This window comes from Flavobacterium sp. MMLR14_040, from assembly GCF_033657265.1.
Classification (GTDB): Bacteria; Bacteroidota; Bacteroidia; order Flavobacteriales; family Flavobacteriaceae; genus Flavobacterium.
Genome location: NZ_JAWVWO010000001.1, coordinates 74,772 through 94,347, shown reverse-complemented (window position 1 = coordinate 94,347; position 19,576 = coordinate 74,772). Strand labels below are relative to the sequence as shown.

Below are 19,576 nucleotides of genomic sequence, written 5' to 3'. Positions count from 1 at the left end.
AAAATCCCATTTCATAAGAAACAGGATTTTGATTTTATGTTCGATTTCTTTTTTAAATAAGAAACTGAAAACTAGATATATCGGTTAATAATATTCTCGAAAAGTTCTTGTTTTCCGCTTTGCAATTCGAATTCACCATTTTCGAGGGCAATATCGTACAAATCTTTAAAATTTAATTTTCCTTCTTCAAATTCTTTTCCTTTTCCGCTGTCAAATGAGCTGTAACGCTGTTGTCGTAGATTCTCATAAGGCGAAGATGTTATAATTTTATCTGCCGCAAGCAAAGCTCTGGCAAAAACATCGGCTCCGCCAATATGTGCCAGAAAAATATCTTCTACATCTGTTGAATTCCTTCTTATTTTAGCATCAAAATTTACTCCGCCACCTTGTAAACCACCTGCTTTTAAGAAAACCAGCATAGCTTCTGTAACCTCTTGTATATTATTTGGAAATTGTGCCGTGTCCCAGCCATTTTGGTAGTCTCCTCTATTGGCATCGATACTGCCTAACATGCCCGACATTGCTGCTACCTCCAACTCATGCTGAAAAGTATGTTGTGCCAATGTTGCATGGTTGACTTCGACATTTATTTTGAAGTCCTTATCCAGACCATATTCTTTTAAAAAACCAATTGCAGTTGCACAATCAAAATCATATTGATGCTTAGAGGGTTCCATTGGTTTTGGCTCGATTAAAAAGTTTCCTTTAAACCCTTGCTGTCTGGCATAATCTCTTGCTTTGGATAAAAATTCTCCCATATGATCCAGTTCGCGTTTCATATCGGTATTAAGCAAACTTAGATATCCTTCACGCGCTCCCCAAAAAACATAATTTTCGCCATCTAAAGCAATTGTAGCATCCAAAGCTAATTTTACCTGAGCGGCTGCTCTCGCAACAACTTTAAAATCAGGATTTGTTGCGGCTCCGTTCATGTATCGCGGATTAGAAGAGCAATTGGCTGTTCCCCATAAAACTTTGATTCCAGAAACTGCCTTTTTTTCTTTCAGATATTCAGTCATTGTCAATAATCGCAACTCTGATTGTGTAAAATTTTGTCCTTCCTGTACCAAATCGTAATCGTGAAAACAGAAATAATCAAAACCCATTTTACTTATAAATTCAAATGCTGCATCGGCCCTGTTCTTTGCCGCCTGAATAGGTTCTCTGAATTCATTCCACGAAAAATTGTGAGTGGCCTGACCAAAAAGGTCTGCGCCGTTTCCGCCAAAGCTATGCCAATAAGCAACTGCAAACTTAAAATGCTCTCGCATTGTTTTGCCCGCCACAATTTGCTCGGGATTATAATATCTAAATGCCAAAGGATTGTCTGAATCCTTTCCTTCAAAATTAATTTGACCAATTCCTTTGTAATATTCTTTGTCTCCTAAAACTATCATCTCCCCTTCTCTTTTTATAATTTCAAACAATTTATCGTACTAATAGGGCAAATATATAGTCAAAAAGACTATTAGATAAGCCAAAATTCTTTCAAAAAACCTAACTTTAACACTTATCTGCTATTATTCCGCTTAAATAATTCAATCGGGAAATCAAACTTGCATCACTTTCTTATCTGTTTATAACCGAAAAACCCCTTTACCAAATTGATAAAAGGGGTTCTTTTTAAGCTAAAAAACTAAATATGTCGATTAATTCTTAATGAATTTCTGTGTGTATTTTGCTTTGTCTGTTATGATATTGATGATATACATTCCTTTTACAAAACCACTTACGTCAATTTGGTTGTTGCTCACTTTTGTATTGATGGATTTTCCCGAAATATCATAAACCATTATACTCAAAACTTCATCTTCTGTTATAATATTCAAAATATCTGAAACAGGATTAGGATAAATGCCTAATTCGAGTTTTTTAAAGTCGCCAACTCCTAAATTAATTGTCGAATTAACCGTAATCGTTTTTTCCACTATTTTACCATTAGAATTGAAACTTATTACAACTGTTGTTTCTCCGGAAATTTTAGGTGTCAGGAGTAACTCATCGTTTGTATTTATTTCTGCTGAAACAACAGCTGTGTTACTATTTGATTTTAGTGTTTTTACAATAGCTTCAGACAAATTATCTGCATCTGAAACAACTGTTTTTAAATTAATTACTGTAGGATCACTTATTGAAATTTCAGATGGTAAAGCAGTACTGACGATTGGTGCAGCATTATCAGGAAAAACCGCTACGGCAGGAAACCAGTAATAATCATCCAAAGTTTTGGTATTAATTAAAGTCCCTCTATTATCAAATGTGTGAATCCAGTTTTTTTGAAAATGTGCTCCGAATCCGTTTTCTGTTGTATTTAAAATTAACTGCCCAGAAACCGGATCAATACGCAATGCCGCACCATAAGGAATTTGCTTGTAAGTTGTTGTTTGACCCGGAATTGACGCGAAATTTTCATTGAATGTTTTTTCTGTCACATCAAACTTCACGATTTGTGTTCCCGAAGTAAAACCGTTAATAGAATTAATCCAATACAAAGCATTTTGCTGGTTGCTGTAAGTAAAACTTCCTGCATTCCAAACGCCCCACGCTCCTATGTATTTAGTCGTTGGAATTGCATATTGTGTTGTTGCAAAAGTCAGCTCATCAATATTAATTAATTTTTGATCCTGAATTCCCCAAATGCTTCCGTCTTTTGCCTGAGCAATAGAATGAAAAACACCAGCAATTGTTTTAATTACCGTATTGTTTTTTGGATCGATCACTAAAATTCCTGTATTTTGCTTTACGGCAAAAGTATACTGAGAGGTACGAATCATAATTCCTATCTGTCCACCGCCTGTACCTGCTATCAAACTTCCTACTTTCATGTTGGCAATATCAAACAGATAAATTCCATTTGATGCGCCAATATATCCAGTGGTTTCATTAACCCCAACAAACGAACGTCCGTCACCGCCAATAACATCAAAACCGGCAATTTTTTGCATCGTTTTTGCATCGGCCACAACTAATCTTCCTCCCGGAGTATAATTAGTATCTCCGCCATCTTTGGCTTGTTTTGAAATGAAATAAAATTTATCTCCGTAAATTGTTCCATATTGGGTTGTTGCACCAAAAGCCTGATTATTATTAGCCGTACTATAAACCCTGTAATTGATAGTACCATCATTATTTATAAAATTTACAGATCCGTTGGTATGACCAAACCACTCCTCGTTGACCATAAAAAATCCGTTGGTAAAATCTGTTACTTGTGCGTTTGTAAAAAAGGCAAAAAACAACAGTAGTAAAAAGTAATTTTTCTTCATTATATTTAATTTAAAATTCTATTAGTTAAGGTATAAATCATAAGCTCCGGCAACTTCTGTAGAAACTTCTCCCAGCCAGCCTGCTTCCTGATTGACTGCTGTATAAACTTTGATGAAATCGATACCGGGAAGTTTTACATAGTTTCCGTTTTTATCTACAGCCCAGGAAATGTCGATATTAGAGGCTTCATCGTTATTTGGGGCATTGTCTGCATAGCCGAAATCAAGAGATTTGCCTAGCCACTCATTTTCCGCACCGCTTTGATTGTAAAAATTGTTTTCGATTTTTGTTCCTTTAAGACTATATGATGCGTCAGAAATCCATAATGGATAATAACTTTGATTGTGAAATGAATTTTGTGTTTTGTGTCCGGAGTTACCTAAATTATCCTGCCATTTGATATATTCTACATCAGCTTGCCAAAATTCATCTCCTGCAACAGGAGCTTTATTAACTTCTGGTTTAAAGTAGGTTATGCTATAATTTTTTATAGTAGTGTTTTTAAAATATTCGCTTCCTGCTATTTCGTACCATTCGTCTTCATCGGGTTTTCCGTTTTTATTTTTGTCGTAGGCCACTAAAATAATTCCCGGTTCGCAAGATCCTGAACGGGCTTCGCTGGCTTCATTTCCCCAAAAAGCATTTCCTAAAATCTTAAAATCACGACCGTTCCTATTCGGAATCGTATGATCAAAACCAAATACAACATAACCGCCAAAACCACCTAGCGAAACCATGGTGGAATTTGACCCAACAAGCGATTTTTTTGCTGTGCTGATCAGATTGGTTTCTGTATTTCCGCTTACATATTCCGGAATTTCGTTTGTAAACTGACCTATCGCAGGGCGAAAATCAAATACATTGGATATGTATTTGCTATAATTTCCGGTTTCTTTGGTGACATTAATAATAGATTGATAAGTTTTTATAACTCCATTTGTTTCAACTTTTAAAGTCAGCGGATAATTTTTTAAATACGGACTGATAAAATCCAGCTGTGAACTCTGAGAAATTACAGAGTCATTGATACTCCAGATAAATTGTGAATTTTCGGGCAGATCTGTAATGATATTCAGAACTTTAAAACGGTTTATTGTGTAGGATTCTTTAAGTATTTCGGTTGGATTTTCATCTCCTAAATCTTCTTCTTTATCGGTTCCACACGCTATAAATTCAAGTAAGAGAATCAACAGCAGTGCGATTTTTAAAATTTTAAAATGAATTTTTCCATTTTCATAAAAGTTAGAATTACTATTCTCCTTCATAATTTTGATGCATTAGTTTTAATGGATGTAAGGGGCAATTATTTATTTTTGATGTGTTGCATTATAAAAAAAGTCTCCATTTCAAAATTTGAAATGGGACTTTTTATTTATTCCTGATGCTTAAAAATTTAGACCGATCATAAAAAGAATCTGTTAAAACAACTGCTTAAATTAATCTACACGTTTTACAGAAAGCTTGTCTAAACAGAAATAAGCCGCCGTATTCATTCCGTAAAGAGGATCTGAATCTGTTGAAGCCATTTGAAAAACAAGGTATTGAACGTCGCCCAAAGCCTGAAGTTTGCTGGTAGCAACAGTAATCCAGCCAGTTGGCATAACCAAAGATGATCCTGTATAATCTGCCAGACTCTGAGTTACGGGATTTGTAATTACTCCGTTTTCATCAACACCATAAATCAATAATTCAAAATGATCTCCGGAAGCAAAAGGCTGAGCAAATCCATCGCCATACAAACAGCCGTAATAAGGCCATGGATGCATATTGATTTTTAAACCTTCAACCGTATATATTCCTGTATTTCCAATTTTAATCCAGTTAGAAAAACCGCTTTCGCTAAAGGTGCTTCCCTCAGGATTTTGAGGATCTAAATAGCTTGACCAATAAGCCACAATATAAGGATCTCCGGATGTTCCCGGAGTTCCCGGCGTAGTTGTAGAAGAAGTTCCAAAACCGCTTCCGGCCATAGTTCCCCATTGGTGAGGCACCCAGCCATCAGATCCGCCAGAACCTGAACCAGAGCCATAATTTGTAATATCATTTACATTTGATACAATAAAACCATCCCAATAATTATAACCTGAAGATGTCGCTGTGTGCGAAAATGTAAAAATATCCACACTCAGGTTGGTGTTAGAAACATAAGTGTTTTGCCAGTACTTTCCTCCGGTTGTCGTAATACCGCTGCTTAATAAAGCACTTGTCAGATTAAGAGTTGTCGTGGTTCCTATTGAAGGATCTGTAACTGCTATTTTTGCTGTTTTTGATGACGTTTTTACTGCCGAATTACTTTCGCTGCCTAAAACATCATCGTCGCTACTACAGGACGAAAATCCCAACATCAAACCGAATGTCAAAAAATAAACTACTTTTTTCATGATTTATAAAATTTATGGATTAATATTCACTCTTAATTATCTCAATTTCAACAGTATTATAAATTACTGCTTTGGAAAATTCAAATCCGATACCTCCTGAAAAACGCTCGTTAATAAATCTGCAGCTCCCAATGCTGTAAATGTTGGCACATAAACTTTTACAAAATCAACTCCCGGTAAATGCACTTTTTTTCCGTCCTTATCTACTGCCCAGCTAATATCTATCGACGGGTCTTTAATACCGCCGTAACCCCATTCAAAAGTTCCAACATTATAGGTTGTTCCGGCACCGTCGCTTACATCTTTAACCGGTATTGCTATTTTTGTTCCTTTTAAGGTATAAGTATCTGCTGCCCAAGCCGGATAATAATTAACTCGCCTGCGATTATTGGTTTTTGTAATTGTACCGGATCCGTTTAGGTTGTCTGTCCACGGAAGATAAGCTGTATCGTATTGCCACGCTGCCGTTCCCGTTACCGGAGTCGCCGTGGCATTAGGTTTATGATACGTTAGTTCGTAATTTTTAACTGTTGTAGCTTTATAATATTCGCTTCCTGCTATTTCGTACCATTCGTTTTCATCGGCAATTCCGTTTTTATTGGCATCATAAGCCACGGCTATACTTACGGGAGAATATTTAAGGGTAGCAGTTCCTGTTGCCATCTGAACAGTAAAATCACGTTTACCATAAGCGTTTACAACTGTGTGATCAAACGAGGTGATAATATATCCTCCAAATGTTCCCAAATAAACAGAACCGCCTTCTTTTATCGTTGCCTGTGTTTTCTCCAAAGCCTCCTCTTTTGTAGTATAAGTGGCTACACTAAAGCTTGGTGCAGGTAAAAAATCTACAAGCGTTAATGCTTTTGCAGTATAGGCTTTTCCGGTTTCTGAAACCGTAATTTTAGTCGAAGCCTGTTTTACAATTTTGTCTACTGTTACCTTAAGATCTATCGCATAATCACCTGCTTTTGGTGTAATAAATAGCAAATTTTTGCTGTCGCCGATGATGGAATCTTTTGCGACGCCCTCTTTATCCGAAACTTTAACTGACCATTGGTAATTGACTGTTTTTCCGTCACCATTTACTATTGCTAGTTCCGGACTTATTTCTGTAACATTGTATTGTTCTCCTGTAAAACCTGAAGCCAGTTTTAGCACAATTTCCGGGTCTTTAACAGGTACTTCTACAACCTCTTCCGGCTTAGGATCGTCGTTACTGCAGGCGTAAAAAGAAACAAAAACAATTAGCAGTAAACTATATTTTAAATACTTTTTCATGGTCTTACTTATTTGCTTTTTTTAGATTGTATTTTTTTAATAAATGAAGATCTCCCGCTCCCGCAAATACAGTTGCCATTGACGATTGCTGCTGGCAAAGTCCCATTGGCTCGCTCACACAGTTAACCACTTTAATAAAATTAATTCCCGGCAAATTGGCTTTATTTCCGTCTTTATCTACTGCCCAATCAATATCTATATTCGGGTTTATTGCATTTGCATATCCCCATTCCGGAGGAGTAGAATTCCACAGCGTTGTCTGGCCAGCGCGCGCGGTTTCAAAATCTACATCGAGTTTCATGCCTTCATAAGTAACGGTAGTCTGCGTTGCCCATAAAGGATAAAATTCCTTTTTTGCTTTGGGTCTTGCCAGATAATAAGTTTCGTTTTGATTGTTTTCGCAGAACAAATGCTCATAATCTAAGAAAAGAGCACTTGATGTAACCAAAGGTTCTCCTGCAGCTTTTTTATGGTAGGTAACTTTAAAATTCTTAATTGTATTGGCTTTTGAGTGCTGACTTCCAATAATTTCATACCATTCGTCTGCATCGGGTTTTCCGTTTTTATTTTTATCATAAGCCACATAAATCAATCCCGGTGCCGGCGGATTTGCTTTAGATGATGTTGGATTCGATACATCTCCTCCATATATTCTAAAATCTTCGGTTCCCGCAACATTAACAACAGTATGGTCAAAACCAACAATTATGGAACCTCCAAAACCGCCCAAATCTATTGGATAACCTACACTGGTTTCGTTGATTCTTCCCAAAGCTGTTTTCATTACATCTTCTTTAGAATTGCCCTCTTTATACAAATCGTTGGCGAACATGCCCGGCGCCGGGTCAAAATCAAAAATGCTTGTTATGTAAGGATTATAATTTGAAGTTTCGTTTGTAACTTGTACAGTTGTAGTTTTGCTTCCTTTTTTTTCGGCGGCTGTAACATTCACCGTAAATTCATAAGCACCGGCATAAATCGCTGTAAATCTTAAATCTTTTGTATTTCCAACAATAGAATCTGTTACCTGATTAACAGGATTTTTTGTCATGATCCACTCGTATTTAGCCGTATTTCCGGCATCAGAAGCTGGAATATCTAAAACCGTAAATGTTGGAATTTCATATTTTTCCTGAAGCGTAATTTCAATTACATTGGCATTTTCATCCGGTTTATCGTTATCACTGCTGCATCCGATAAACGAGAACGCGAAGACAAGCAATAAAAAATGGGTAACATTTTTTTTCATAATTTCTGATATAATAATTTTGGTTTGATACTGTTTGATTTATCGTGTAGGGATACTTTCTCCTAAAAGATGAAGGTCTGTTGCGCCCATGATTTCTGTTGAAGTTTCTCCCAGCCATCCCGCCTGTTGATTCAGACCATTGTACACTTTTACAAAGTCAATTCCGGGAAGTTCTGTTTTGTTTCCGTTTTTATCGATGGCCCAGTTAATGTCTATTCCGGAATCGTCATCGACATTGGGTGCATTATCCGCGTATCCGTATAAAAAAGCATATTGCACAAAGTAACTTCCGGTTCCGCTTTCATCTACGGCGTTATCAGGTAATCTCGTTCCTTTAAAAGTGATTGTTTCCTGATCTTTTAGCCATTTCGGCCAATAATCTAATGAATGATTGTAAGCGTTGTTTTGCGCCAAATAACCGCTTTTACCCTGATTGTCTGTCCAATAGATGTATTCCATATCTGTAAAAAGCACGGTTCCGGTTCCACCGCCCGGAACTGGTGTTTTGTTTGGATCCGGTCTGTGATAGGTTAATTGATAATTATGAATTGTTTTAGCCATTTTGTGGCCTCCACCTTCAATTTCAAACCATTCATCATCCGGAAGTCCGTTTTTATTTTTATCATATGCAACCATAATAACGCCGGCTTCACTGCTTCCGCCACGCAATTCTGCATTCGCATTCGGATTGGCATCTGCCCAAAAAGCATTGCCTAAAACTCTAAAATCACGCTTTCCTTTTACGTTTACAATTGTGTGATCAAACCCGAAAACGACATAACCGCCAAATGCGCCAAGCGAAACAAGATCTCCGTTTTTCTTTGCGAGATACGAATTGGCCCTTGTTAATATTCTCTCGGCGTTGTCGCCATCATTTGCCACAGGAAGATCATTGACAAATTGCCCCGGAGCCGGTTTAAATTCGAATACTTTTGCGATGTAGCTTTTTAATTCTTTAGTTTCTGCGCTTACAAAAACCTTTACTGTTTCGGTTTTTGTATTTCCTTTGTCATTGATGGTCACTTTAAATTCATAAGTTCCAACCTCTGTGGCAGCAAATAAGGCTTCTTTTGAAGTACTATTGGCCAAAGAATAATTTTCTGAAGAAACATTTACCGCCGTCCAACTGTAAGTGGCATCTGCGCCAACAGTTACTTTTGAGCTTAATGAAACTATCGCAAAACGGGTGGCATTATATTCATTGTTTTCAACTTGTTCTTCATCTGGCTGTGTGTTATCGCTGTCAGAACAATTGGTTAACATTACTGTTGCAAAGAAGAAAAGCAGTAATAACTTTAAATGTTTTAAAGAGCTGTAATACATATTTCTGGTTTTATTTTTTGGTTATAAAAGCAATATGTGCGGGAATATTTCCTGCTGTTGTTTTCCATTTTAATTTTCCCTCTGGGGTAAAACAATAGATATATCCGGTTACTACATAATTTTGGGCATCGGTGATGTAGATTTCTTTGGTTTCAGGATTTACCTGAAGTCCATACGGAATCATGATTTGCTTATCTGTACCGTCAGTAATAATTTTATCGCTTATAATTTTCTTGGTTTTGGTGTCTAATATCCCATAAGTAATTTTGTTGCTATTGGTGAGATAACTCCACTGAACGCTGTAGAAATAAAGTAAATCGTCGACAAGGCACATTCCTAAAACCGGAAGATCCAACTGCATTTTTTTCTCATCGCTCTGGGTATCAATTACAAAAAGATTAGATGGTGTATTGTAATAATCCCCTCTTGAACTCACATAAATATCTCCCCTGCTGTCTATTTGCATGCCGTAGAGATTAATACCCACGTCAATTTTCTTTATTTCGGTAAAAGTTTCAAGATCAATTACAGAAACTGTTCTGTCGTAATTAGGAACTCGGTAACCTCCGGAATTGGCAACATAAAGTTTACCATTATGCACCACCATTTGTTCGGGCTGGTATCCTACTGTAACTTTTCTTTTTATTTCTAATGATGTAGTATCAATTTCGGCAACAAAACCAATTTCGGCATTAGGGTCAATAGCTACGGGACCTGAATAAGAGCTTACATACGCTTTGTCTTTATAAAAAGTTACGTAACGGCAATTTGGAATATCAATTTTTTTGATGCGTTTTGCCGTCCATTTGTCTATGACTTCTACTTTATTAGAAACATTTATTACCGCATAAACCTTGTTGCCGTAGATTTGAATATCGTTTCCAACATCGCCTAATTCTTTTACAACTGTCGGGTTTCGTTCTGAATAAATATCGGTTGTATAGTTTCCTGTTCTATAATTAAAAACATCTATACTTGCCCTGTTCATTCCCATATTTCCCTCGTTTAAAAGATAGAAACCTTCTATATTTCCATCGCTTCTTGGTGCGGCAACACTTACATCCGAAGATGGAAAAATGGTTTCTTCTTCCCTACAGGAAACAAAAGCAAGGGCTATAAATAAAGGAAGTACTAATTTTGCGGTTATCTTTTTCATAGCTCAATACTGATTATAAATTTTAGTGTACGACCCGGCATTGGATAATTGTAAATCACTTCATATTGTTGATTGAGTGCATTATTGAGTTCTAGCGTTCCTTTTAATTTGTAATTATGAATTGCAAATGCTTTTTGTACCGATAAATCATGTGTGTACCAAGGCTGTACTTCGTTGATTCTAATATTGTTTACATTACCATTATATCTTTTTCCAACATAGATAAAACTATAGTTGAAATTCCACGATTCATAATTGGCATTTAGTATTCCCGAACCGCTATGCCAGGGTGTGTACGGAATCTGATCGCCGTAAGAAGACAATTCCAAACCTCCAAATTTGGTATAATCGCGACTTTCAGAATACGTATAAGTTAGATTTGCAGCAAGGTTCAATTTGTTAATATGCATGCCCATATTAATAACAGATTCTATTCCGTGGCCTTTTACCTGCCCCATATTGGTCATCATCCATCGGAACAAATTTCCGGTTGGAGCGGCAATTATTTTGTCTTTGGTATTGGTGTAATATCCATCGACCTGAATAGAAAATTTGTCGAAAAAACTTTCTCTAAGAGGTAAATTATAAGTAAACCCAACATCATACTGGTTCATATATTCAGGCCTTAAAGTGCTTGAACCAACCATTGTATAATATAAATCATTGAAAGTGGGCATTCTGAAAATACGTTTTGCAAATGCTCTTAAATTGAAATCATAATCTTTGAATGGCGTATATCCAAGAAATAATGCAGGAGTAAATTCTGTTTTATCGGGCGCTTTTGCATTGTAGCGTACTTCCTCGTGTACGTGCGTACCAACAACGCTTCCTAAAACTTTAAACCCGCCGACTCTGTAAGAACTTGCGAGAGAAAATAATGCTGTATAACGTTCCGGATACGAAAACAAGGTTTTAATTCCTTTTCTGGTGGCATTTAATCTGTTGTATTGAAAATCTGTAGAAAGCGAAATATCCCAGGTTGGCAAAATGCTGTACATATTTACCGCCGAGAAATAATATTCCTGCTGGTAATAACTATCGTCTGACTGTGCTCCTTCGGTTACGGTTTCACCAAGCACATTTGTGGTATCTCTGGCTACATAATGGGTATAATCGTAGGCGTATTTTGCCTTTGCCTGAAATTTATATTTATCGGTAAAGTCTTTTATAAAAGTTCCCTGAGAGAAAAAATTCTTATCGTATTGCCTGAAACCGTCTGAGAACTTATTTTCGACAATGGCGCCGGGAGCACCTCTTTCAGAATCATAATAATACACTTTTGCATCCCAGGAACCGTTTTTTATTTTTCCGTAAAGACCGGATTCAAATCTTAGTGCTTCTATATCACTGTTATGTCGGGTTGTGGTTGTATCGTAGGCTAAAGTTCCGTCGAGATTATTTCTTTTATATCTGAATTTATATTGCCCATTCGATTTTATGTATTCAGAACTTACGCTCATGCTTACTTTGTCGCTCAATTTTTGTTCCCATCTAAAAGACGGATCAAAATAATTGATAGACATTGTTTTGAAACGTACTAATACATTTGTTTTTTTTGCATCTGAAAAAACAGGTCGTTTCGTTCTTAAATAAATAGTTGAAGCTGCCGCAAAGTCTTTTGCCGACTGAAATATTTCACTTTTTTGACCATTGTACATGGTTAGGGATTCCATGTCGTCCAGAGAGTATTTTCCCAGATCTGTAACTCCGTTTTGGGCATTGCCTAATTGAATTCCATCGTAAAAAACACCCACATGATGTGTGCCCATGTTGCGAACGTCAACGGTTTTTAGACCGCCAAGACCGCCATAATCTTTAATTTGGGTTCCGGCAAAATAACGAAGTGCATCGGCAACATTATGACTGGCGAGATTTTCAAGCAATATTCCCGAAAGGCTTTGTACAGGAATAACTTCCTGATAAGGTTTTCCTTTTAATATTACTTCTTTTAAAACGCGCAAGCTATCGTTTGATACTTGAGAATGAAGTACAACAGGAGATAACAGAACAAGGAATAAAAGTATTTTTTTTGTATTATACATCACTTATTTAATTAAATAAACTTCTGGATGTAATAATCAAAAAAGCAATAACAAGGAATCCCGCCATACAAATGACAGGTTTGTTTATTGTTCTTCAACTTTATTCCACGAAAGTCTTAAACTATGTGATTGTGGCAGGTCTCCTGACTTGTTCCATCTTTAAAACAGCCTTCTCATTCGCCGCGGCGAACAATGGCATTGGTGTCGTTTAAAGACTTATATAGAACTTACAGTAGCGGGTCTGTTCAGGATTTACACCTGATTCCCTTTTAACTATTTTTTTTAAGAAAAATAGACCAAAATCTGGCGCAAAGATATAATTATCTTTATAAAAATAAGTATGAATGTATTAATTTACATTTTGTCCTACATATTGGCAAAACTGAATATTTTATCAAGTTCGATAATTGAAGTGCCTTTAGGCAGCACTTTTGGTGATTTTGCTAATTTTTTTGCCAGCAAATCAGTTGGCAGGGGTTTGAACTTTTTAAATAAGCCAATTGCATTAACTGCTTTTAATATTTTTGCCATGGCATATTCTCCAAAACGATCTGAATTTGCTCTTAAAAGCAGTCCCGGCCTAAAAATAATATATTGTTCAAAATTGAGTTCTGCAATGCTGTCTTCAAGTTCTCCTTTTATTTTAGAATAAAAAACTTTACTCTTCGAAGTAGCTCCGTAAGCAGATAACAAAACAAAAGAGGAAACGTTATTTTCTCTGGCTGATTTTGCAAATGTGGCAGGAATATCAAAATCGATTTTCTTTTGATTTTCCTTCGATCCTGCTGCTTTGAGTGTTGTTCCTAAACAAGAAAAAATGACATCGCCCACAATCAAATCCTTGTAATTGTCTATGTTGGAGAAGTCAATAATTTGTTCAACGAGTTTTGGATGTTTTTTTCCTGTTGCTCTTCTTACAAAAATGGTAACCAATTCGTAATTTTTATCTGCCAAAAGTTCATCAACCAGAAATTCTCCTGTTGAACCTGTTGCGCCAATAACCAATGCTTTCATAATTTTAATTTTTAAATGATAATTTGTAATAAAATACTAAGGCAGACTAATTTTCGTCAATATTAAAATCAACAGTGTAAAGTTTCATTGGTTGCGCTTTCCCTCTTAAAAGTATTTCTCCCTGATGCGCATAAGTTACAGGTAAATCTTTTGGCAACACTTCTTTTATGGCTTCAGAAATAACAAAATCATGATTAAAATCATTGCATTTACATTGAATTCTTGACGTTGTATTAAGAAGATCTCCATGATAAACAATTTCTTTTTTTACTTTTCCTACCCAGGTTGTTACGGCATTTCCGATGTGCATTCCAGCCTTAAACTTCGGAATCCTATTATAGGTTTTTAAATAATATTCATTCTTCTTTTCAATAGATTGTTTAAGAAGATAAAAACAATACAAACACCGCTGATCTTTTATACCTGTTGCCGTTTTCCAGGTTAAAATAATTTCGTCTCCGGCGTATTGATAAACCTCTGCACGCGAAGCGAGAATGGCATCAGTAAAATCATTGAACAAATCCTGCAGTAATTTGCTGTACAGAATATCTCCCAACTCTTCTGCCATTGTGGTGGATGATTTGACATCGACAAACATAAAAATTCGTTCTTCCTGCATCGGGCGATGATAACGTCCGGTAAAATAATTATAAAAAAACCGACTGCTAAGCAAACTGCTTATTTCTAAAAACAAAATCAGTAATATGGAAGCTGCCAATGAAAAAAGAAAATCTCCAACCAAACGTTCTTCTACATATTTATTTATCGCTTTCTGATAAGAGAAATGACCAAACATTTCTTCGAATATAACAACAATAAAAAGTAAAAACACTACTATTATCACGCTATAAATAAGCGCTTTTAAAACCATCGATACAATAAAAGAATATTTATTGAGATTGATAAAAGACTTTTCGAAAGTGATGATGAAAAACCCAATCAGACAACCAATAATGGTGCCCGGCAACAATTGTAAATATCCATAATCTAAACCTGCATCAGTAAATTGGGCGTATAACAAACCTAACGCTCCGCCAACAGCAATTGCCTTAAAAATCAGACTGTATTTTTTATAGAAAGGTATCTTTGGTAATTCCATACACTTAAAGATTCAGAAAAAGCATGATGCCTTAATCAAAAGTAATACAGAATGTTAAGTTTAAAAAATTAAATTGAAATAAAACGATAACAGAGATATTTCTGTTACCGCTTATAACATTGAATTTAAATCGTTACCGGATGTTTGTAGACTTCCCAGTCGGTATAACCATGGTTGCCTAATCCGTAATGCAAATCACGAATGGGCTGCGTTAATTCCCAATTGTTGTGCAAACGTTCTACTAAATCCGGATTAGAGATAAACGGTTCGCCAAATCCGGCAATATCAATTGTTCCCGCATTGATGAGTTCTTCAGATAAGGCTCTGGTCATGTTTCCCGCAAGAATAATTACGCCATCATACCAGGAACGAAAACGTTCTATAAAACCTTCAGGTAAAGCATGGCTTCCTTTTGATAATTGGTCCATTAAATGAATATACACTATATTTCTTTTCTTTAGTTCTTTCGCTAAATAGTGATACGTCGCTTCAATTTCATCGTAATGTGGCAAATCTCCCAAACCTCCGTAAGGCGTTTAATCTGATGCCTGTTTTTTGGCTGCCAACGGCTTCAATAACAGCATCAGCAATTTCGAGTAAAAATCTCGAACGGTTTTCTATGCTTCCGCCATATTCATCGGTACGATTGTTTACAAAAGGATTTAAAAATTGCTCTACTAAATAGCCGTTTGCGCCGTGAATTTCTACTCCGTCAAAACCGGCTTCTATTGCATTTTTGGCTGCAGCCGAAAAATCTTTAACCACATTTTTTACTTCTGCAGCAGAAAGTGCTTTTGGTTTTGATGCCGGAACAAATCCTTCTACTCCATTTTCATTATAACCCCAGGCCGAAGTATTTTGTGCCTGAATATCTGACGGACCAACGGGAGCGATTCCATTTGGTTGATTTGAAGTGTGGGAAACCCTGCCCACGTGCCACAATTGAGAAAAAATGGTACTTCCCTTTTCATGCACGGCTTTTGTTACTTTTTTCCAGCCTTCAACCTGCTCTTTTGTATATAATCCGGGAATGTAAAGCACTCCTTTTGCGGTATCAGAAATCGCAGTTCCTTCTGTAATAATTAAACCTGCACCGGCGCGCTGTTGATAGTATATCGCATTATTTTCGTTTGGAATTCCGTCTTCATTTCTTGCTCTGGTCATTGGTGCCATTGCAATACGATTTTTTAATTCTAAAAAGCCAATCTTTGCCGGCTTAAATATATCTGTTATCATAATCTATTTTAACTTGAAATTATTTTATTTGTATTTAACTTGTTGGTTGTAATCATTTTAAACACATAGAATCATAGATTTTTAGCTAAAAAAGGCGTTTCACTTGTATCAACAAACATAGCTATGTGTTAGAAACTAGTTTCTTTTTGTATTGTTTTACAGATGTGACCTATGTTTCTATGTGTTTAATTAAGCTTTTATAAATTACCACAAAGGGTTGTTTTTATTATTTTTTAATCAACCAGCTTTCAACTGCTCTCGAAAAATCGGCTACATCAATTGGATGTCTGCTTGTGATAAGGTTTCCGTCAGTTACAACTGTTTCTTCTAAAACGATTCCGCCTGCATTTTTTAAGTCAGATTGAATGTTCCAGTAGCCTGTTAATTTTCTTCCTTTCAAAATATCGGCAGAAGCCAAAACCACCGGAGCGTGACAAATAGCTGCAATTAATTTTCCTGATTTATTAAAGTCCTGAATAAATTTTATCACATCTTTATCATAGCGAAGATTATCCGGATTCCAGGCTCCACCGGGAATAAATACAGCATCATAATCACTTACTTTGATTTGATCTGCCGTGCGGTCAAATTTTATCCAGCCTACTGGCTGTAAGTACTGAATAGCCATCACATGTGTTTTTGACATTTCAGGAAATGCAAGTCCGTATCTTTCAGGAGCCGGATTGAATTTTGGAGAAACAATCTCTACCTCTGCTCCCAATTCTTTAAAATACCAAACCGGACCTGTCAATTCAATTTCCTCAAAACCGTCTGCTACAAGAACAGCAATTTTTTTTCCTTTAAGAACCGTTTTGTCTTTTACGGGAGTAAAAAAGAAAGCTTTTAAGGCTTCGTTTCCCGGTGCATTCAATAATTTTGTTACGGGCATATTTACCACTGCCGATTGAGTAGATAATTGATTTACAACTTCTAACTCGTTAGAATAATTTGTTTTCATTTCTTTAGTTTTTACTGTTACCTGAGCTTCTGCGTTTGATAGTGCAAATAGACTTACTATACTTGCTACAATGATTTGTTTACTTGTTTTCATTTTTCTTTAGATTTAATTGTTACTTGTTATGTTTAAAATTGTTATTCACGAATAAGCGGTGCAAATTCGATAAGGTTGTGAATTCCGTCCTGAAAAGGCTGCTTTTTTATACTCGTATTCAAATAATCAAGTACAGGTTGAATGGGCGGAAAATTGAGATGATACTGAAATGCATCATTACTTCTAAATTTTTCGAAAGTCACAAACTGGGTTTTATCACTATCCAGCTGAGATAGCTGATAGGTTACTACGCCGGGTTCACTTCGAAATTTTGGCATTGCAATGTGATAAACATCTTTAAAATTTTCCTCTGTGCCTGCCTTTGCATCGACAAAAAGCATAATGGTTAATTGCTTATCTTCTGCTTTGCTGGGTCTTCGCCATTCCTGCTTAGAAATAGGTTCCAGATCTTTTACGCTGATTATCTTTTCAGGCTTTGCCAATGCAGATTTTTGTAATTGAACTATTGCTTTTGACTCTGAATTTCTTCTGAATTTATTCAGTTTGCTTTGATTTGTCCAACGCTCGAATAACCAAATGACTGATTGATTATCTTGCTCAAAATAAGCTTCTGACATAATATTACTATCATCTGAAAGCGATTTTAGAACATAGTCTCTTATAGCTTTTTCAAATTTTTGCAGATATTCTTTCTTTACCTCGTAACGAGTCATTTTCGCCACTATAACACTTTCTTCTGTTTTAGTTGAAGTTTGTGCATTTGCAAACGCACTTGCTAACATAAACAGCGTTGTAAAAATTACTAACGCTCTTTGATAAATAGAGAGATTTGTTTTTGCTGTCATAATTTTAATGTTTAAGGATTATTATTTTTAAAGAATACTTGCTGATAATGATCTTAATTATAAACCAAAATTACTACCACAGGCAGCCTCGCGCCAATGAGGCAAATCACTAAAAATGTGTGATCGAAATCACTTTGAATAATTTCAGATTAATGATTTTTCTTTTTGAAAATAAAAACACCCAAATAATGAAACAATAAACCCACAGCCCATGCTAAAGTTTGCCATAATGGCCATAAATAAGTTCTGCTGGTAAAAAACCATATTGCCCAAATGATCGGAATTGTTAATACAAATACCAATAAGTGAATTCTGAAACCTTTTGTTGGATTGATTTGAGCAACTGTGTGCCCGTTTGCTAAATTTTTCATGATCTTTAATTTTTATAGTGGATTATTTTATTTAAGTTGTTTTCCTAATTGTTCGGCTTTTTTAAGCCACTTATTTCGCTGGCTTTCTGTTGATTTTCTCATAAAACCAAAAGTTGAAAATTTGACAGGATCAAATCCGACATAGCCAAAAACAATGTCTTTTAGAATTTGATATTGTGATGCACGATAAATGAGGTAAAACCACCATTTTGGTGTATCCATAGTAACGAGAAGTCTTAAACTTTTTCCTTTTAAGAGTTTTTCGGGGAATATTTTTCCTGAGTGATGTTTGAATGCGAAGTCCGGAAGTAGAATTCTGTCTATAAATCCTTTGGTAATGGCAGGCATAAAGCCCCACCAATTGGGATACGACAAAACAACGTGATCTGCCCATAAAATAAGTTCCTGTGACTGGATTAAATCTTTTTCGAGCTGTAAAGTTTCTCCGTTTTTATATCCATTAGAAAGATTTACATTAAAATCTAATTTAGAGATATAAATCGTTTTGCAGTTTGCTCCTGTAGTTTCTACTCCTTTTCTGTAAGCATCAAGCAAAGCATTACAAAAAGAATTTTCAGAAGGGTGTCCAAGTATTAATAAGATATTCGTTTTCATAGCAGCATCATTTAATTTGACACTGCAAAGATTTTAAATAATCAAAAGGTACGCCTGACACAAATGTGTCAAAAACTATTTATGGGCCAATTTTTGACGAATTCTCGTAAGTGATTGTCTTTCAATTCCTAAAAAACTGCAAAGATGCGATACGGATATTCTGTTAAACAAATCGGAATGGCATTTTATAAAATCGAGATAACGCTCTTCGGCAGTTTGAAATATGAAACTTTCAATACGGGCCTGCTGGCGCTTTAAAATTTCTTCGGCAACTAATCTTCCATATTTTTCAAAGCCCGATAAGTTTTCATAGATCCATTGCAAATTTTCATAGGAAATGCAAACCATAGTAGTTGGTTCTAAGCATTGAATCGAATATTTACTTGGCTGCTGTGTTATAAAAGCAGGATAATGCGTTGCGTAATCGCCTTTGGCATAAAAACCTACGGTGATTTCATTTCCATCATTGTCGATAAAAGAAGAGCGCACTAAACCGCTGGCAATAAAACCAATTGCTTTTTGAACTTTGTTGATAGGAACAAAAAAATCTTTTTTATTTAATTCTTCAATTGTAAGTTTTGAAGCAAACAGAAAAAGCTCTTCATCAGTAATATGAGGACAAATTTCCGTAACTGATTTTAGAAGTATTTCTGTTCCTGATTCCATTTTGATGATTTATTTAGAT

18 protein-coding genes and 1 riboswitch are annotated in these 19,576 nt (G+C 35.8%); all 18 genes read right to left on the bottom strand.

Translation table 11 applies throughout. The features are described 5' to 3' along the window. Positions 1–71: 71 nt before the first annotated feature. Entirely contained in the window at positions 72–1,397 is a 1,326-nt protein-coding gene (xylA, locus tag SD960_RS00415) for a xylose isomerase (RefSeq protein ID WP_318800208.1), read from the bottom strand. A gap of 252 nt (positions 1,398–1,649) precedes the next feature. Beyond that, entirely contained in the window at positions 1,650–3,266 is a 1,617-nt protein-coding gene (locus SD960_RS00410) for a DUF5074 domain-containing protein (protein WP_318800207.1), read from the bottom strand. A 21-nt stretch (positions 3,267–3,287) separates the two neighbouring features. Next, positions 3,288–4,532 carry a cell surface protein gene (locus SD960_RS00405; protein WP_318800205.1) on the bottom strand — a complete coding sequence of 415 codons (1,245 nt, stop codon included), beginning with the start codon at positions 4,530–4,532 and terminating at the stop codon, positions 3,288–3,290. A gap of 171 nt (positions 4,533–4,703) precedes the next feature. Further along, the gene (locus SD960_RS00400; RefSeq protein WP_318800203.1) at positions 4,704–5,648 is read right to left on the bottom strand and encodes a DUF4465 domain-containing protein; all 945 of its coding nucleotides are present in this window, start codon (positions 5,646–5,648) and stop codon (positions 4,704–4,706) included. Positions 5,649–5,711: 63 nt separating this feature from the next. Next, the gene (locus tag SD960_RS00395) at positions 5,712–6,929 is read right to left on the bottom strand and encodes a hypothetical protein (protein WP_318800201.1); all 1,218 of its coding nucleotides are present in this window, start codon (positions 6,927–6,929) and stop codon (positions 5,712–5,714) included. 4 nt (positions 6,930–6,933) lie between these two features. Continuing rightward, a complete protein-coding gene (locus SD960_RS00390) occupies positions 6,934–8,178 on the bottom strand; it encodes a hypothetical protein (RefSeq protein WP_318800200.1) in 1,245 nt (414 codons plus the stop codon). Positions 8,179–8,217: 39 nt separating this feature from the next. Continuing rightward, positions 8,218–9,501: a PKD domain-containing protein gene (locus tag SD960_RS00385; RefSeq protein ID WP_318800199.1), complete on the bottom strand. Its 1,284-nt coding sequence runs from the start codon at positions 9,499–9,501 to the stop codon at positions 8,218–8,220. A 10-nt stretch (positions 9,502–9,511) separates the two neighbouring features. After that, a complete protein-coding gene (locus SD960_RS00380) occupies positions 9,512–10,657 on the bottom strand; it encodes a DUF5074 domain-containing protein (protein WP_318800197.1) in 1,146 nt (381 codons plus the stop codon). After that, on the bottom strand, positions 10,654–12,699 hold the full coding sequence (locus SD960_RS00375; protein WP_318800196.1) for a TonB-dependent receptor: 2,046 nt from the start codon (positions 12,697–12,699) through the stop codon (positions 10,654–10,656). Before SD960_RS00375 ends, SD960_RS00380 begins: the two co-directional genes overlap by 4 nt. 115 nt (positions 12,700–12,814) lie before the next feature. Next, positions 12,815–13,015, bottom strand: a riboswitch (cobalamin riboswitch). A 50-nt stretch (positions 13,016–13,065) separates the two neighbouring features. Beyond that, complete coding sequence (locus SD960_RS00370; protein ID WP_318800195.1) at positions 13,066–13,713, bottom strand: NAD(P)H-binding protein; 648 nt, start codon at positions 13,711–13,713, stop codon at positions 13,066–13,068. Positions 13,714–13,759: 46 nt separating this feature from the next. Next, positions 13,760–14,812 (bottom strand): adenylate/guanylate cyclase domain-containing protein, encoded by a 1,053-nt coding sequence (locus SD960_RS00365; RefSeq protein ID WP_318800193.1) that lies wholly within the window; start codon positions 14,810–14,812, stop codon positions 13,760–13,762. Positions 14,813–14,937: 125 nt separating this feature from the next. Next, positions 14,938–15,333, bottom strand: coding sequence for a hypothetical protein (locus SD960_RS00360; RefSeq protein ID WP_318800192.1), 396 nt, complete (start codon positions 15,331–15,333; stop codon positions 14,938–14,940). Next, positions 15,308–16,048 (bottom strand): alkene reductase, encoded by a 741-nt coding sequence (locus SD960_RS00355; RefSeq protein ID WP_318800191.1) that lies wholly within the window; start codon positions 16,046–16,048, stop codon positions 15,308–15,310. Before SD960_RS00355 ends, SD960_RS00360 begins: the two co-directional genes overlap by 26 nt. 226 nt (positions 16,049–16,274) lie before the next feature. Further along, positions 16,275–17,099 (bottom strand): type 1 glutamine amidotransferase domain-containing protein, encoded by an 825-nt coding sequence (locus SD960_RS00350; RefSeq protein ID WP_318800190.1) that lies wholly within the window; start codon positions 17,097–17,099, stop codon positions 16,275–16,277. Positions 17,100–17,140: 41 nt separating this feature from the next. After that, positions 17,141–17,905: an antibiotic biosynthesis monooxygenase family protein gene (locus SD960_RS00345; protein ID WP_318800189.1), complete on the bottom strand. Its 765-nt coding sequence runs from the start codon at positions 17,903–17,905 to the stop codon at positions 17,141–17,143. 149 nt (positions 17,906–18,054) lie between these two features. Continuing rightward, positions 18,055–18,276 carry a 2TM domain-containing protein gene (locus SD960_RS00340; protein ID WP_318800188.1) on the bottom strand — a complete coding sequence of 74 codons (222 nt, stop codon included), beginning with the start codon at positions 18,274–18,276 and terminating at the stop codon, positions 18,055–18,057. 27 nt (positions 18,277–18,303) lie between these two features. Further along, the gene (locus SD960_RS00335; RefSeq protein WP_318800186.1) at positions 18,304–18,891 is read right to left on the bottom strand and encodes an NAD(P)H-dependent oxidoreductase; all 588 of its coding nucleotides are present in this window, start codon (positions 18,889–18,891) and stop codon (positions 18,304–18,306) included. 75 nt (positions 18,892–18,966) lie between these two features. Beyond that, the gene (locus SD960_RS00330; protein ID WP_318800185.1) at positions 18,967–19,557 is read right to left on the bottom strand and encodes a Crp/Fnr family transcriptional regulator; all 591 of its coding nucleotides are present in this window, start codon (positions 19,555–19,557) and stop codon (positions 18,967–18,969) included. Positions 19,558–19,576: the final 19 nt, after the last annotated feature.

Excerpts from the sequence above, each read along its gene's own strand:
- xylA (WP_318800208.1), bottom strand. The coding sequence starts at position 1,397 with ATGATAGTTTTAGGAGACAAAGAATATTACAAAGGAATTGGTCAAATT.
- SD960_RS00410 (WP_318800207.1), bottom strand. The coding sequence starts at position 3,266 with ATGAAGAAAAATTACTTTTTACTACTGTTGTTTTTTGCCTTTTTTACA.
- SD960_RS00405 (WP_318800205.1), bottom strand. The coding sequence starts at position 4,532 with ATGAAGGAGAATAGTAATTCTAACTTTTATGAAAATGGAAAAATTCAT.
- SD960_RS00400 (WP_318800203.1), bottom strand. The coding sequence starts at position 5,648 with ATGAAAAAAGTAGTTTATTTTTTGACATTCGGTTTGATGTTGGGATTT.
- SD960_RS00395 (WP_318800201.1), bottom strand. The coding sequence starts at position 6,929 with ATGAAAAAGTATTTAAAATATAGTTTACTGCTAATTGTTTTTGTTTCT.
- SD960_RS00390 (WP_318800200.1), bottom strand. The coding sequence starts at position 8,178 with ATGAAAAAAAATGTTACCCATTTTTTATTGCTTGTCTTCGCGTTCTCG.
- SD960_RS00385 (WP_318800199.1), bottom strand. The coding sequence starts at position 9,501 with ATGTATTACAGCTCTTTAAAACATTTAAAGTTATTACTGCTTTTCTTC.
- SD960_RS00380 (WP_318800197.1), bottom strand. The coding sequence starts at position 10,657 with ATGAAAAAGATAACCGCAAAATTAGTACTTCCTTTATTTATAGCCCTT.
- SD960_RS00375 (WP_318800196.1), bottom strand. The coding sequence starts at position 12,699 with ATGTATAATACAAAAAAAATACTTTTATTCCTTGTTCTGTTATCTCCT.
- SD960_RS00370 (WP_318800195.1), bottom strand. The coding sequence starts at position 13,713 with ATGAAAGCATTGGTTATTGGCGCAACAGGTTCAACAGGAGAATTTCTG.
- SD960_RS00365 (WP_318800193.1), bottom strand. The coding sequence starts at position 14,812 with ATGGAATTACCAAAGATACCTTTCTATAAAAAATACAGTCTGATTTTT.
- SD960_RS00355 (WP_318800191.1), bottom strand. The coding sequence starts at position 16,048 with ATGATAACAGATATATTTAAGCCGGCAAAGATTGGCTTTTTAGAATTA.
- SD960_RS00350 (WP_318800190.1), bottom strand. The coding sequence starts at position 17,099 with ATGAAAACAAGTAAACAAATCATTGTAGCAAGTATAGTAAGTCTATTT.
- SD960_RS00345 (WP_318800189.1), bottom strand. The coding sequence starts at position 17,905 with ATGACAGCAAAAACAAATCTCTCTATTTATCAAAGAGCGTTAGTAATT.
- SD960_RS00340 (WP_318800188.1), bottom strand. The coding sequence starts at position 18,276 with ATGAAAAATTTAGCAAACGGGCACACAGTTGCTCAAATCAATCCAACA.
- SD960_RS00335 (WP_318800186.1), bottom strand. The coding sequence starts at position 18,891 with ATGAAAACGAATATCTTATTAATACTTGGACACCCTTCTGAAAATTCT.
- SD960_RS00330 (WP_318800185.1), bottom strand. The coding sequence starts at position 19,557 with ATGGAATCAGGAACAGAAATACTTCTAAAATCAGTTACGGAAATTTGT.